The 15680-nt window shown below is 38.8% G+C and carries 12 protein-coding genes; 1 reads left to right on the top strand and 11 read right to left on the bottom strand.

What is annotated here, in order from left to right:
* The 9 genes from dapB to IGK77_RS02535 all read right to left on the bottom strand — a co-directional run bounded on the left by dapB (nucleotide 1) and on the right by IGK77_RS02535 (nucleotide 12194).
* The gene (dapB, locus tag IGK77_RS02575; protein WP_074801734.1) at nucleotides 1-720 is read right to left on the bottom strand and encodes a 4-hydroxy-tetrahydrodipicolinate reductase; all 720 of its coding nucleotides are present in this window, start codon (nucleotides 718-720) and stop codon (nucleotides 1-3) included.
* Nucleotides 717-1598 carry a 4-hydroxy-tetrahydrodipicolinate synthase gene (dapA, locus tag IGK77_RS02570; protein WP_074801737.1) on the bottom strand — a complete coding sequence of 294 codons (882 nt, stop codon included), beginning with the start codon at nucleotides 1596-1598 and terminating at the stop codon, nucleotides 717-719. The genes dapB and dapA overlap by 4 nt, the downstream gene beginning before the upstream one ends.
* Nucleotides 1595-2401, bottom strand: a complete 807-nt coding sequence (gene dapF, locus IGK77_RS02565; RefSeq protein ID WP_074801740.1) for a diaminopimelate epimerase — start codon at nucleotides 2399-2401, stop codon at nucleotides 1595-1597. Before dapF ends, dapA begins: the two co-directional genes overlap by 4 nt.
* Nucleotides 2388-3644 carry a diaminopimelate decarboxylase gene (gene lysA, locus IGK77_RS02560; RefSeq protein ID WP_074801743.1) on the bottom strand — a complete coding sequence of 419 codons (1257 nt, stop codon included), beginning with the start codon at nucleotides 3642-3644 and terminating at the stop codon, nucleotides 2388-2390. Before lysA ends, dapF begins: the two co-directional genes overlap by 14 nt.
* Nucleotides 3645-3918: 274 nt before the next feature.
* Entirely contained in the window at nucleotides 3919-4560 is a 642-nt protein-coding gene (gene trhA, locus IGK77_RS02555; RefSeq protein WP_010736330.1) for a PAQR family membrane homeostasis protein TrhA, read from the bottom strand.
* A gap of 91 nt (nucleotides 4561-4651) precedes the next feature.
* Entirely contained in the window at nucleotides 4652-5497 is an 846-nt protein-coding gene (locus IGK77_RS02550; protein ID WP_169058798.1) for a class C sortase, read from the bottom strand.
* Nucleotides 5498-5536: 39 nt separating this feature from the next.
* The gene (locus IGK77_RS02545) at nucleotides 5537-7402 is read right to left on the bottom strand and encodes a SpaH/EbpB family LPXTG-anchored major pilin (protein WP_074801746.1); all 1866 of its coding nucleotides are present in this window, start codon (nucleotides 7400-7402) and stop codon (nucleotides 5537-5539) included.
* Nucleotides 7399-8751 carry an isopeptide-forming domain-containing fimbrial protein gene (locus IGK77_RS02540; protein WP_074801748.1) on the bottom strand — a complete coding sequence of 451 codons (1353 nt, stop codon included), beginning with the start codon at nucleotides 8749-8751 and terminating at the stop codon, nucleotides 7399-7401. The genes IGK77_RS02545 and IGK77_RS02540 overlap by 4 nt, the downstream gene beginning before the upstream one ends.
* Nucleotides 8748-12194 carry a vWA domain-containing protein gene (locus tag IGK77_RS02535; RefSeq protein WP_074801750.1) on the bottom strand — a complete coding sequence of 1149 codons (3447 nt, stop codon included), beginning with the start codon at nucleotides 12192-12194 and terminating at the stop codon, nucleotides 8748-8750. Before IGK77_RS02535 ends, IGK77_RS02540 begins: the two co-directional genes overlap by 4 nt.
* A gap of 353 nt (nucleotides 12195-12547) precedes the next feature.
* On the opposite strand from IGK77_RS02535, the gene IGK77_RS02530 reads away from it, so the two are divergent.
* The gene (locus tag IGK77_RS02530; protein WP_074801753.1) at nucleotides 12548-14044 is read left to right on the top strand and encodes a helix-turn-helix domain-containing protein; all 1497 of its coding nucleotides are present in this window, start codon (nucleotides 12548-12550) and stop codon (nucleotides 14042-14044) included.
* Nucleotides 14045-14204: 160 nt separating this feature from the next.
* Here IGK77_RS02530 and tnpA read toward each other — a convergent pair whose 3' ends face one another.
* Both tnpA and efp read right to left on the bottom strand, forming a co-directional pair.
* Nucleotides 14205-14660 (bottom strand): IS200/IS605 family transposase, encoded by a 456-nt coding sequence (gene tnpA / locus IGK77_RS02525; protein WP_100917284.1) that lies wholly within the window; start codon nucleotides 14658-14660, stop codon nucleotides 14205-14207.
* Between the two features lie 209 nt (nucleotides 14661-14869).
* Nucleotides 14870-15430, bottom strand: a complete 561-nt coding sequence (gene efp, locus IGK77_RS02520; protein ID WP_074802096.1) for an elongation factor P — start codon at nucleotides 15428-15430, stop codon at nucleotides 14870-14872.
* Between the last annotated feature and the right edge of the window lie 250 nt (nucleotides 15431-15680).

Below are 15680 nucleotides of genomic sequence, written 5' to 3'. Positions count from 1 at the left end.
TTAGGCTCCTCCTCTAGGTCCAAATAGATCTTCTAATTGATAAAAACCGGCTGACTGTTCGGCCAACCAGATGCTTGCTTGAACTGCCCCTTCTGCAAAAATTCGATTTGAAAAGGCTTCGTGCTTCACTGAAAGAACTTCATCTTTGGTCGCAAAAAGGACTTCATGTTCTCCTGGAAAAGAGCCTGCACGTAGGCTATGGACACCGATTTGTTGGTCTTCTCGAGGTTCGTCTGCCCATTGATAGACAGGCGTCAGCTCTCGAACGGATTGTAGTGTTTCTACTAAACGCTTGGCTGTGCCAGAAGGTGCGTCTTTTTTTTGGCTGTGGTGTTTTTCGATCAATTCGATCTGCCAGCTGGCTAAGTCTTGAGCTGCTTGTTTGATCAAGCGATTCATCACCATGATCCCTAATGAAAAATTAGCACTGTAGAGTACAGGGATCGTTTGAGCTGCTTGGGCGATTTCAGCAAATTGCTCTTCGGTATAGCCAGTTGTGCCAATCACCAGTGGGACTTGGTGAGCTTGGCTGTACCGCAAGATTTTATCCAAACCAGCTGGATGAGAAAAATCGATCATGACCGCGGGTGTATGAGCAAACGATAATTCCTCCGTTAATTGCAGGGATTCGGTCAACATCAATGGTTGATGTTGATATTCTTCGGTAACTTCTGCAATTCGCTTGCCCATTTTTCCACTTCCGATAATCCCGATATTCATATGCTTGCCCCTCCGTTTTCTGCTAACAGTGCAATCAGTTGTTGCTTTTTCTCCTCGCCTAATTCAATCAGTGGTAGTCTTAATGGTCCAGCAGGTAAACCTAAATGATTCATTGCTGCTTTCACTGGAATTGGATTGGTTTCACTGAACAAGGCATTGATCAACGCTAAATGAGTCAATTGTTTTTCTTTTGCTGAATGGCTATTTCCATCCAAGTAATCATGGACTAATCCATGGACTACTTTTGGTTGGATATTCGCCCAAACACTGATCACACCGATGCCACCAATACTCAAGATGGGTAAAATCAAATCATCATTGCCACTGTAAAGCGCAAATGATTCATCAATCAGTTGTGCGACTTCCATTGTGTAGGACATATCACCAGAAGCCTCTTTGATGCCGATGATTCGTGGATGCTTCGCTAGTTCCGTTAATACAGGTAATGAAATCGTCATGCCTGTTCGTGACGGTACGTTATATAAGATGATTGGTAGAGAGGACGCGTCTGCGATCGCTTTAAAATGAGCCAGTAAGCCTGCATCGCTCGTTTTATTATAGTAAGGCGTGATCACTAATAATTGGTCTGCCCCTAGTTCTGCAAAACGCTGGACTTTCTTGATCGTTTTCGCCGTCGCATTCGATCCTGCGCCAGCTATCACTGGGATACGCCCATTGGCTTTTTCAACGGTGAATCGTACGATCTCTTCCTCTTCCTCCTCAGATAGTGTTGGTGATTCCCCAGTTGTTCCTAGGACAAGTAATCCGTCTGTTTGTTCTTTCAGATGAAAAGCAATCAGCTGCTCCAATCCTAAATAATCCACTGCACCTGTTTCCGTCATCGGAGTCACTAATGCAACAATCGATCCTTTGATCATCCTTCTACCTCCAAATTTTTGTGCCATTCATAACTGGCTGGTCCTGCCATCGTAATCGTTTCATCACCAGAAATCAGTAAATCACCTTGCTCTAAATGGATCGTAGCTTGTAAGCCGGAGAGATATCCTTGATCTTTTGCGACGACATACGCTGCACAACAGCCTGTGCCACAAGCTAATGTCCAACCGACCCCACGTTCATACGTGCGGACGATCAATTCTTCTTCATTGACATATTGGACAAAATTGACGTTTGTTTTCTCTTTGAATAAGGGATGATGGCAGAGTTTTTCTCCTGTCTCCTTGGTTAATTCAGCCAACGCATCTTCAACAAAAACAACTGTATGGATCGTCCCCATGAATAAACTAGTCAGCTCTACCTTTTGCTCATCAATCGTCAGCGCTTGTTTGATGATCGGTGTTGCTTGCGCTACGCCTACTTTCTCTGGTCGGTAGTCTGGCGAACCCATGTCGACCGTGCAATAAAAAGGTTCTCGTGAATGGATCGTCACATGGATCATCCCAGCAAGCGTTTTGACTGCAAATTGTGGCTCTTCATGTAATTGTTGATCGCTGACATAATTGGCAAAACAACGGATACCATTGCCACACATCGGTGCACGACTGCCATCTTTATTGTAGTAGATCATTTCCAATGGATCGGTTTTAACAGCAATCAATCCATCCGTATCATAAGCAGTTGGTGCGCACAAGCTTTGAGCCAAACGACTATAGTCGATCGTTTCATCGTAATCTAAGAGAATAAAATCATTGCCACAACCGTTATATTTATAAATCTGCATAGACTTCTCCTCTCAATAGATCCGCATAAGTTTGCCGACGCACGACTTCTCTCGACACGCCATCTTTGACAAAAACAACTGCTGGTCGAAGTGCACGATTGTAATTGCTACTCATCGAATATCCGTAGGCTCCTGTGGCATACACTGCCAGAAGATCACCTGGCTCTGCAGGAGGCAACTGTGTTTCTTGGATCACCACGTCTCCTGATTCACACATTTTCCCCGCAACCGTCACTTTTTCTGTTTTTTCAATGTCTAGTTTATTTGCTAAATCACAGGTGTATTCTGCTTGATAAAGTGCCGGTCGAATATTATCTGTCATCCCACCATCCACAAAATAATATTTCTTGTGAGGTGTTTCTTTGATATAGCCGACTGTATAAAGTGTTGTTCCGGCTTCACCAACGATACTTCTCCCAGGTTCAATCAATAAGCGATCGATCGTTAAGTTTCTGTCAGCTAGTACCTGCTCTGTATGTGTAACCAGATGTTTGACTGATTCTGCAATCGGTAAAGGTGTGTCCGCTTCGGTATAACGAATACCAAAGCCTCCTCCTAGATTTAAAGAAAGCGGTTGTTGAAAATCTTCAAGGTAGGTAACCAACTGGTCGATCTCAGCCAACCAAGCCGTCATATCAAAGATTTGTGAGCCGATGTGGGCATGAAAGCCTTCCAATCTAAGAAACTCACTTTGTTGGATACGTGTAATCGCTTGTTGGCAAACATCGCTATCGTAAAGCATACCGAATTTTGAATCGATATGTGCGGTGACGATGTATTCATGGGTATGCGCTTCGATCCCTACATTCAATCGCAACATGATCTGTAGCTTTTTCTGATATTCTCGGCTTAATTCTTCCAAGACTTCGACTTCCATCCCATTATCTGCAACGAAATGGTGTATATCGTTTTCAATCGCGTATCTTAATTCATCGACCGTTTTATTGTTGCCATGGAAATAAATATCTTCTACAGGAAATCCAGCTTGTAACGCGGTATAAATTTCTCCACCACTTACGACATCTAGACCTAACCCTTGTTCAGCGATCAAACGGAGTAATTCTACTGTTTGAAAGGCTTTAGACGCATACAAGATCTTTGTTTGAAAATAATCAGAATCAAAGTTCAGCTTAAACGACTTTATCGTTTCTTCCATCTTTTTTTCATCATACACATATAGGGGTGTTTGATATTCATTTGCTAGTTGACTCACTGGAATTTCGCCGATCGTTAATTCTGTCATTCTCTTTTCCCTCTTTTCAAAAAATTATTTTCTCATCAAATTGAAATATCCTTAGATTATAATTTGAATTTTATTTGAATAATATTAAACAAAATTGTTTGAATTGTCTAGTTTAAATCGCTATTTTCAGCAAAAATGTTTAATTTTTCAATTTTATTGCATACAGAAAACAAAAAATAAAAAACCACTATTTATTTTCACATAATTATCTTAGAAATAGACAAAAAAACTGACCAATTTCTTGGTCAGCTTTTTAAAGTGAAATTTCCTTAAATTAATTACTTACATAGATTGCTAAAAACATCAACGCTGCACCTAACATGACAAATAGATGCCAAATCACATGGGTGAATCGTCTGCTTTTCATGCTATAAAATAGTGATCCCACAGAATAAGCGATTCCTCCGCCAACTAGCAGTAGCAAGCCAGTCAAATCGATATTCTGATAGAGCTTAGGTAGCACAACGATGATTGCCCACCCCATCACATTGTAAATGATCGTTGAAACTTTTGATACCTTGTTTGTCTTTGTTAAAGTCAAACATTTATATATGATACCGATCACTGCTGTCGCCCAAATAACACTTAGCAAAACTAGTCCTGTCGTTCCTTGCACGACTAGCAGACAAAATGGCGTGTAGGTTCCAGCAATCAAAAGGTAGATCGAACAATGATCAAATACCTGAAATACTTTTTTTGCTTTCGTAAAAATCAAACTATGAAATAACGTAGAAGAAAAGAATAGCAGAAAAAGAGAACTACCATAAATCGCAAAAGCGACATAATCTAAGGTTGTATGGGCGCGATCCATCAGCAAATTGAAGCAAAGCAGACTTAACAAAGCTGCAATCCCATGGGTCACCGCATTTAATACTTCATTGACGATTTGGTACTTTCGGCTAAATTCTATCTCCATCTTGATCCACTCCATTTCGTTTGTTCAATTTCATTATACATGAAGGATGTTCTGTTTACAAAAACTTTAACATCTAGTTTCCAAAACTATATCATTTTTTAATAACTTTTGTAAAATATTTTATCATCATGATAAGAAATAGCAACAAAAACACACTGATCAAGCCATTTACGAGTAAAAATGCAGTACGCTTCGCCTGTTTCACTTTTTCTAACGATTCTTTTATTTCTTCTGGTTTAACAGCAACCCTGTGTCCGCGTACTAATAAACGGTGACTGTTGACCATATACGGAGTACAAGTAACCAGTGTGACTAAATCTTGATTTTCTTGGATTTGCAGCGCTTCTGTTTCTGTCGGTGCTACGGTTTTGATCTGATCGACTTGATACGCAAGATACTGTCCATTGATTTCAATATAAAAGTGATCTTCTATTTTTAATTGAGGTAAATCTGTAAACAATTTTGCTTGCGGCAAGCCTCGGTGGCTGGAAAGTACCGCATGTGTCGATTTTCCTCCGATCGGGTATGAGGTGCCCTCGAGCAGACAAGCGCCTTTTTCCAATAGTTTCGTCGTTGTTTGATCAAAAATCGGTAAGCTGACATTGATTTTGGGGATCGTCAAAACACCAACGGTATGTGATTCGATATACGATTTCTGAGATTTTTGATCATTCTTTTTTTTCTTGGAAAATGGGTCTGCTTCTGGCATCGCTACGTTTGATGCCAGTTGTTCATTTTTTTTGATCATCCGCTTTTGTAATTCAGCAAGTTCTGTCGCATGTTCAGACTTTGCCTTTTTTTGATAATTTTTGATGATCTGCTGGTCGAGATAATCATTCAACGTATCACTGACAAAAGGATACGCCAAGCTGAGGACACCGATAAAAAATACCGAGAACATGATTAGATCTAACAGACGCCATTTTTTTTGTTTCATTTTATTCTCCTCAGCGAGTCACTTGTTCTTCATTTGAGACTAAACTTTTGGTCGTTTTAGCCAGTACGCACCCACGATTGTCAGTAAAACCACACCTAAGAAAATGTACAATGAAATGCCTTTGCCACCAGTTGCTGGTAATGTCCCTTTGTGTTTGTTTGGTACTTTCTCTGGTGCAACCAATTCACCTGCAACAGCATAAGATTGCTGATCGACCTTGAACGCCATTCGTTCAGTTAGTTTCACATAATTGTTTGGTGCTTTTGTTTCTTCTAAATAATACGTGCCATAAGACAAGCCTGTGATATCCACTAATCCATCACTTGTTGTCGTGAAAATCGTTGCTTCTTCCTGTGAAGTCGTCCACGTTACTGCTTTTGTTACTGGATCGATGATCAAATATTTCGCTGTTGCTTCATCTTGATCACGTACCACAAACGAAGCGTCTGCTAATGGCTTGATATCAGCTACTGCTCCATCTACTTTAATGAATCGTTTCCCACCTGTCAGTACTTCCACAGTTGGTGGTGTTTGATCTGTCGTATGTCCAGTATCAACATTTGCTTCGTTGTTATAGCCTTGGGTTGGTTCTGCTAACTGATTCAAATGCATGTAATAAACAAAACGCAACGTACCACCTGGAGTCAATGAAGGAATATAAGTTGGTTCAATCGCTACTGTGAAGCCGTTTGTTTGTTCAGTTACGTGGTAATTTGTTGAATCAATGATCGTTTCACCATCGTAAAGTGCATAACCTGTTTCTCCCGTTGATTGGTTCATGAACGTTAAAGCTGGATCATGTGTATCAATCAATTTGAAGGTGGTATATTTATTGTTTGATCCTTCTTTATCCGCGATCCCAAGAGGAATATTGACGCTGATCTCATAATTGATCGGTTCTCCGATTGCTACGTCTTGCCCATCTAATTGCGGCGTTTCTTTTTCTACTTTCGTCGTATCATTTTTCACTGTAAGTTCAACTGGCGTTTGGTTGCCAGTAACAATTGTGAATGGTGTCTTTGTTTGCTCAGTGATCATCGCTGCATTTTCAGGTGCTTTTACTTCTTCTAACACATATTCGCCAACTTCTAATCCAGTAATGAGCATTTGACCTTTCTCTGCTTCATTTTCAGCAACGGCCTCTTCACCGATTTCATAGCTTTTGCCAGTCACAAAGTGTTTTGCTTTAGATTTATCAGTTGTCCATGTATACATTCCTTGTGCCACACTATGCAAATATTTGGCAACACCTGCATCTTCTTTCACAATGACAAATTCCGCACCGTTTAGTGCTTCGCCTTCTGCTGAACCTACTTTTTTGACCTTCAGCGTTCCTTCATTTTCCACGACATTTTTAGGATATAAATGAACTACGTCTAGTTCTTCTGTCCCATATTGATATGAACCGTCGGATTGTTTGATCAGTTCATATACTGGAAATGCCACAACCATATTTGCAGCAGCTGTTACTCCTGATTTTGCTTCTTCTTCAATCACATAAACTGCATCTTTTCCAGCTTGTTTTTTTGGCAATGCTAAAGAAAGATCCCCCTGAGCGTCTGTGGTACCAGAAAGAAGAGCTGTGCCAGAAGTCTGTGATTGGACGATCGCTTTTGCTTCTTCAATCGTCGCGCCATTTTTTCTTGCTTCAGCAAATGATTCGGTGACATCATACACATGGAACGTCACATCTGCCAACCCTTGATAGTTGTTGAATTCAGTCATTTCTTTCCCTGTATTTTGGATCTCTTGTTGTGGGAAATCTAACATTTTCTTTTTGTGGATCACCAATTGTGCATCCGTTCCTTCAGCAAACACTTGTGGATTAGGAAGTAATGCCACCAGTGTAAGTAGTGATGAAATAAGACATAGTAATACTTTTTTGAAATTTTTTCTATTCTTCATTCTTCTTTACTCCTGTTCTTTTGATAAATAATGAAACTACCTATGATCGATAGGCCACCAATCATACCAACACTTATTTTTTCGTCAGTTGTTTTTGGAAAAAGAAAACTCGTTTCTTGTTTCTGATTAGTGATTTTCAGAGGTTCACTAGGTTGTCCATTGATGGCATATGACATACTTTTTACGACAAACGAGACAGCATAAGGATTTCTTTTATACCCTTTTGGTGCTTTGATTTCTTCAAGTAAATATTCTCCGTCTGCTAAGCCATTGATGGAAAATAAGCCATTTCGATCAGAAGTCAGCGTTATTGCATCTCTTGCTCGTTTTTTCCAGCAATATTTTCCATCTTTCAAATGCAGGTATTCTTCCTGTTGGTTTTTGATCATAAACATTGCATCTTCTAGCACCTGTTGTTCCTTATCTGTTGTAACTTTTTGAAACCACTTCCCTCCTGTTCGAATACGTGTACTTCGTGACAATGATGCTGTTCCGATATCTAATGACGCTTGATTGATGATCGATTGATCAGCGATTGCATCTTGTCGTAAACGCATCTGATAGTTGATCCTCACTGTTTTACCTGCCAGATCTTGCAAGTCTTGACCGTTAAACGCAATACTGAATCCTTGACTATGGCTATGAAACGTCAGATTTTCCAAGCGTTTTTCTTCACTGTGGACTTTGAGCGATTCAGTTAGCAACTCCAATTCTTTCGTCGCACTGTCAGTGACTACGCATGTTTCTTCACTGGCTATCCCATTTGGAAACTGGATATCCAATTGATAGTAGATCTTTTCACCAATCGAATAAGTGTTTTTTTCCTCTACAAGCTTTTTTTCAAAGACGATCGCAGATGGCTCTTGGTTCATTTTAGGATAGAGATGGATTGCCTTTTGTGGGTGATCATATGAATCATAAAGAGGCAAAACCACGACTACATTTTGTGATCCTACAAACGCATCTGCTATGGGAGTGGTTTCGTTCACTAAATAAACGTTACCTATTTGATTCGTTGACTCACGTAGATCAAAGATTGCTACATCTTCTCCATCATTGTTCGACTTCACCAGTTTTTCCATTAGAAAAGAACCTGCTGAAGTACCTTGTCGCGCAATGATTTGTTGTGTTTCTTCGACAGTAAATCCTTTTTTACGTAATTGATAAAATGATTTTGTCACATCGTAAACCGCAAAACTCGCTTTATGAGATTCCGTTTGTTTATCTGATGAGGGCTGCGTAGTATGGACAATCAACTGGACCATCTCTTGTGTTTGGGCAATACACGTTTTGGCACCACCAACTAACAGAAAAGGCAACAACAGCAAGAACCAATAATACTTGGTCAACTTGAAATGCCTCCTCGTTTCATCCCCCTTGAATAAACGACAAATGAAACAATCGCAAGGATACTTAATAATAGGAAGCCAAGTCGGCCAGATCCTCCCGTTTCAGGCAGTGGGATCAATGCCTGATTGGTGATGACCAAATGGATTTGGTTGTTCGTATGATCATTTTGTAACTGAACTTCTGTTAGTTCACCATCTACAGTTACTTTTCCATCCGTTTGGATAACAATCTGCACGGGTTGCTCTAATCCCAGATAACCTTCTGGTGTTTTGATTTCCTCCAACGTGTACTCACCCGGTTTTAGGTTCTCAAAAACAAATGTATCAGTTGCTTTATCGTCGTTTGGTAATTCAACCTGTCCATCTGGACCGGATAGTCGGAAGACTGCCCCTTTTAACGCCTGTCCTGTATCCGTTTGCTTTAGGACTGTTAAATCAAAAGGTTTGATTTGATTCATATGCGTCAATGTCCAAATGGTATCTTCCTCTACATTTTCTCCGTCATAGAGAATCGTACCGTAAGGGTCAACTTTAAATTCATAGTTTCCTGGAATCGTATCGTAGCCAAGCGGTCCTGCTGTTTCTACTAAGCGATATTCACCCGCTTTTTGTATCACGAATTCTGCCAATCCTGATGATGCGGTAACTTCCTCTTTCAGTGTATGATAGGTTCCTGTTTCTCCTTTTATTTGTAAAGCAAAAGTTGCTCCTGCCAGATTGATTTTTTGTTTGTCCTTTTCGGTATATTTTCTTATAGCTATCGGAAGGTCTGCAAATGGATTCTCAATCGTCAATTGGATCACTTGATCAGTAACTGTAGCTTGTTGTTTGTCCACTGTTACTTCCCCATTTTCAGAAATAGCAATTTCCCACGCCTGCTTTTCCGATTTTTCATGTCCAGCAGGTGCACTGATTTCTGTCAATGTATAAGATTTTCCTTTTTCAAGGCGTGTGCCCTCTGGCAATGAATAGGTACCATCCTCATGGTCGATCAGCTGAATCTCCTGACCTTCAATCGTTAGTTGAAACACTGCTCCTTTTAAAAGATGGTCAGCTGACGAAGTTTTCTTGGTTATTTTTAAATCTAAAGGAACAAATTGTTTTTTATTTTTCCAAGTCGTTGCGTTGACTTTTTCTGATTGATATCCTGGTACATCCAACTCATTCACCGCTTCATAGTGAAATTCTTGCCCTTGATTGTTGTATTTTGGCAAGCTGAGGGTTTCACGAGACGCTTCACTGGACGCTAGAAGTTTGGTGATATTGGTTCGCTCCCAGACATTGGTGTTCTCATCTTCTGGTTTACTTAATTGGACATAGCCACTTTCCCAACTAGATGTTTCAGTGATTCCTGTTCGCTTGATTTCGTAAATCACTTTCTCTGGTCGAGTCGTCGTATCTTGATCAAATTCTTCCCATTCTTTGAAAAAATCAAGAGATACACCTGGTGCTTTGGCTGACGGCACACCGAATTTAGCAAGAACATCTGGGTTGCTCGTTGGTTGGAAGATTGTTTGCCCATTCATTTGATACCAAGTATCAGTCTCGAACATTTCGCTTTCTGTTTGGAGTCTCACTTGATAATGTAGTTGGATTTCCTGCCCTTTTTCTAAATAGATTTTATCGACGTTGATCGTTTGCCCATCAATAGAGAGAAGTGGGTCAATCGATAGAGGGGTCGTCCCGACACTTGTAACAGAAGCGCTGTCTGGTTGATAAACAAATGGATCAATGATTGGATCAGTGATTTTTCCATCAACGACTGTTCCGGAAAGCTGCACAGCTTTTTTGGCTAGATAATCAGCAATATCTGTAGACTCATTGGCAGATTCATAATATGCCGTACCGTCTTCGCCAGTGGAAACCATCTTACGCATTCGACGTTCTACTTCCTCTTTCGTGATGCCTTCAGTTTCATCTCCTTGCAACTGTATACCCAAGCCATGGATCTCGATACCTCGTTGTTTCAATGCCATTGCTTCACCGATTGTGGCTGTAAATGTCGAATTGATCCAGCGCCACTGTAAATCTTGATCTTTAACTGGTACGAGATAAGGTGGGGAAATTTTTGAAGTATAGTCAGGGTGATCAACACGATTGGTAAAAGTCGCGCCATAATAACTACCATCTTCTTCAGTCACCACACTGGCTACTTGATAGGAACTTGTTGGCACACCATCTGTTAGTAAAACGATCACTTTTTTATGATCATTTTGTTCCGATAACATTTCACCTGCTTGACGTAATCCATTTTGAGTGAACGTCCCACCACTTGTTGAATCAGGTGTCGCTGCTTGGATTTCTTCCTTTACAGAATCAAATCCCGCGATCGGAATCCTGCGATTGGCGTAGCCTTCACTAGAAAAACCAACATAACCTAAATTGATTTTTTCCGTTACACCACTTTCTGATAAGGTATCGACAAAGCGATCGATCCCCTTTTTCACCTCAACAATCCGATTTTCCTCATTCATACTGCCAGACCAGTCGACAACCAGGACAACATCTAAAGGAGTGATATTTTTTTGGGTATTTCCTCGAACATTCAGATACAAGTCAAACAATCCAGGAGTCGCTGTCTCTTTGGCAAATTTTCGGATGGCATAATCAGCGTCCTCTTTTTCCCCACCATATTCAATATAAGAATTGTTGCGATTAGTTGGATTGCCATCCCAACCTTTTTGCCCGTCCCATTGCTGTTGTCCTTGGCGATTGCCTTGATGATTACGCACATATTGACTGTTATCCGGTTGCCACATTGCCTTAGGGTATGTTCCTTGCTCATCTGTGATATATTCTGGTTCAATCGTAGCTAACCCTTTAGGTTTCAACTGTTCATTGAATAATTGTGGTTGTTCAAACGGACGATATTCGTTTTTAGCTACCGATGAATCATCCGACACCTCACTGTTTTCAGAAGAAGTCGTGGTTTCAGACATTGGTTCACTCGTTTGTGCAGTTTCCTGATTCTCGTTATCTATAGAAAATGAAAAGGAAGCTGGTTCAGATAAAAGTAACTGACCCGTTTTTTCTTCTATCTGAATATTGAGTTGAAATTCTTTGCTCGTACTCGGCAATTCAATGGTCAATTCTTTTTCTTCAATGGCTTGAGAAAAATCACCTGCTAGCCATTTTCGTTGTTGTTCATCTGTGTATTCTTGATATTCCTGAGAAACATAAGAGGAAAGCAGATTCGTTTCAGGTGCATCTTTTGGATGTAACTGGAATAAAAATCGGTTTTCTTGTGCTTGCTCATTTAATAGATACACGACCGTTAGCTGACGATCTATTTTCCTAATACTTACTTTCCCGTATTCATTGTTTAATACCTCTATCATTCCTTCTTCATTGGCTGCCACAGTCTTTCCTTTTTGGAAATAGAAATAGGTGGCGAAAAATAGAGAAAATAGACAGAAAACGATCACATATTTTCGCTTCTTCATTCATGGATACCTCCTTAAAAAAACTTTAAAATTCAATTAGATAATATAAAAAAAAGAAAAAATTCACTAATCTTTCTAGTTCTCTTCTCTTTTGTCTCTAACTATTAAATTATAGTTATTTTAAGGAGCTTTAAATTGATATAGTAAAACGAATACATTGAACGTTTCGTTATTTAAAACCGATTTATTATTCTTTTCTCTCACAAAATATACTCATTGAGCGATAATTTTGAGACAAATTTTAAAAGAATATTTCTAAATCCGGTAGAGTTTTTTTAGAAAATTGAGACAAGTATTTACAAGGAAAAATAAATACGGTATTAATAATAAAAATATAAAAAGAAGGTGAAGAATTGATTGAAAAAATTTTATTAGATGACCATGCAAGAATGAAATTAAGTGTGTATGGAAAGGTAATGACCTTATGGCCGGGGGAATATAGTTTAGATCATGTACGAGAAAACTTAGATTTCTATTTCAGTGCGACTCGTTTCAAAAAAATCCTATGTGCTATACAAGATGATTTAGAACAATTTACTGATATTAAACTGTTACATACTAAAAACAAGTTATCCATTCCTGAACAACTTGTTCAATATACCCAATACCAACATTACCTATCAACAGAAAGTGTTCCTTATAAACTACTGATCAGTCTTCTGACTGAACAAGATGAAGATCTTGCAGCTTTTTGCAACCGCCATTTTATCAGCCGCTCAACATGTTTTCGACAAACAAAAAAATTGGCTGAATATTTGAAGGAGTACAATATCAATTTGAATTTATCGAATCTTACCCTATCTGGTTCTGAAACGCTGATTCGTATTATTTTTTTCAATTTCTTTTGGTTTGTTTCATTAGGAGAAAGTCTGGATAGTATTCCTTACAACCAAGAAGTTCGCGCATTGATTTATAAGCACGAAGGTCCACAGCTCAAAAATAAGTTTGACTTAGGAAAAAAACAAGCCAGTCTCCATTGTCTGATTTGTTTGCTGAGGATCGAAAATGATCATTTTACGGATATCTATCGATTATCGAGAGACTCCTTTATTCCCAGTAAAACAAACATTGACTTTTTTTATGACTTCTTCAAAATTGCGGATCTTCGTTTAGATATCTTAGAAGTAAACTCGTTGTTTTATTTGTTCTATTATTGGCCGTTCCTTACCTCTAATCAAGATATTCGTGTGCCGATCGTTCACCATTCCTATCAACAACCGAGCAATGAAATCAAAGCTATTTTAGAAGAATTTCAGGCACATTGTCAGACATTTATTGGTACATTCCATTTTGAAAAAGAGCCCGCTTTGCTTTTGAATCTTTATCTTTCAATTGGAAATTTTAGCATGTTCAAACAAAAAATTCCTTTGACCACATTATTTATCTCTTCTTATATTCAAGATAAATATCCACTTTTACGTATCTTGACAATCAAAATCGAAGGATTTTGGAAAAAGGCCGCACAACGAAAAAACTACACATGGCTGAAATCATGCGTAAGTGAATTAGCCTTTCTACAAGCCAGTTTACTTTATCCGTATTATTCAGAAATCGATGAAAACTATAAATTGAAAGTTGGGTTTGTCAACGTCTCTGAGCATCTGATTTCCGCAGAGATCATGAATTTAGGCAAGAAGATCCCCTTTGTAGATATCGAGCGACTCACACTTCCCATCACTGAAGAATATGATTTTTTCATCTTGGGTTCCCCCTTATTGATCCCTGCTGGTCTTGATTCTTCTAAATATACAGTTCTTGATCTTTGTCATTATAGAGACTTTGAAACAAAGCTGTATCAGCGGCTGTTAGAAGTCCACCATTTAAAGTTACAGACATTGTTTGCTAGTTGACTGAACAATCATAACCACCCTTCAAAAGGGTGGTTTGCTCTAGGGCTATAAGCCCTTAACACCGGCCAGCGCCTAAAGACGCTGGCTTTCTCATTTCATGTTCAAGCCATATTGCCTTTGTCACTTTTGCCTACCTTTAAAAAGGTTTTTGTTCTACTCTCTAACCCTTAAAAGGGTCCTCGTATTCTCGAACGCTCAATTTATCTAGCGCTATATCATGTTTCTCTTGTTCTTGAATGTATTTCCTTATGGTCGCTTCATTCAATCCCACTGTGCTTACATAATATCCTTCTGCCCAAAAATGTCGATTGCCAAATTTATATTTTAAATTTGCATGTTTATCAAAAATCATCAATGCACTCTTTCCTTTAAGATAACCCATAAAACTTGACACGCTTATTTTTGGTGGGATACTCAATAATAGATGGACGTGATCTGGCATCATATGTCCTTCCAAGATTTCTACTCCCTTATACTTACATAGTCGTTTGATAATTTCTTGAATACTTGCTCGATATTGATTATAGATGATTTTTCTTCTATACTTTGGTGTGAATACAATGTGGTATTTGCACAGCCACTTTGTATGGGCTAAACTATTTGCTTTATTAGCCATTTCTTTTCCCTTCCTTTCGTTATCAATATGACCTGAACAATCATATTTTAACGATAGGAAGGGCTTTTTGGTAGAACCTTTTATTCCCCACCCGCATAGCAGGTGGTTTTCTGTTTCACTCGCTTTGCGAGCTCAACTTGGTCTAAAGACAATAATATAAAAAAAACTTTTAAGCAAGATGCTTAAAAGCTTTTTTTGACTACACTCGATTATTTTGCACGTTTTACGTATGAACCTTCTGCCGTATTGATTTCTAATAATTCATCCGTTTCAATGAAGTCAGGAACATTGACTACTAAACCTGTTTCCATTGTTGCAGGTTTACCAGAGCCAGTCACTGTCGCACCTTTGATCGATGGTTGTGTTTCAACAACACGTAAGACAACTGTTGTTGGTAATTGGACACCAATCACTTCGCTACCGAAGAATTGGATTTTTACTTCCATGTTTTCTAAGATAAATTTCATTTCTTCAGCTACAGTTTCTACAGGGATCTCATATTGTTCGTATGTTTCTAGATCCATAAAGAATGCTGTATCATCCATTGTGTATAAGTATTGAACTGGTTTTGTATCGATGTGTGCTTTTTCAAATTTTTCGTCTGGTCTTAGTGTCGTATCATAAGTAGCACCAGTACGAACATCTTTTAGCTTCATACGCATCACAGTATTTCCTTTACCAGGTTTGTGATGGCTTGCATCAATTACTTTGATCAATTTTCCGTCTTGGACAAATGTCATTCCGGCTTTTAAATCGCTTGCTGAGATCATTATTTTTTGCTCCTTTTTTTCTTAATCATAATCACCCTTATTGTATCAGACAAACGTCTATAAAACTAGGAAATTATTGCTTTTCAAATGATAGTCTTTGACTTTCTTATTTTTTCATGCTATTTTTAATTAAATCATTATTGGAGGGATAAACATGGCAATCAATTACTTAAAACAATTGAAGTGTTGTTGTTGTATGGTGTATAAAAACAGCATACTGTTTGCCATGTCTATTAATTGCCCTTCATAG

The organism is Enterococcus sp. DIV0806c (genome assembly GCF_051710905.1).
GTDB classification, from domain to species: Bacteria; Bacillota; Bacilli; order Lactobacillales; family Enterococcaceae; genus Enterococcus_B; species Enterococcus_B mundtii.
This window is presented reverse-complemented; position numbering and strand designations above follow the sequence as displayed.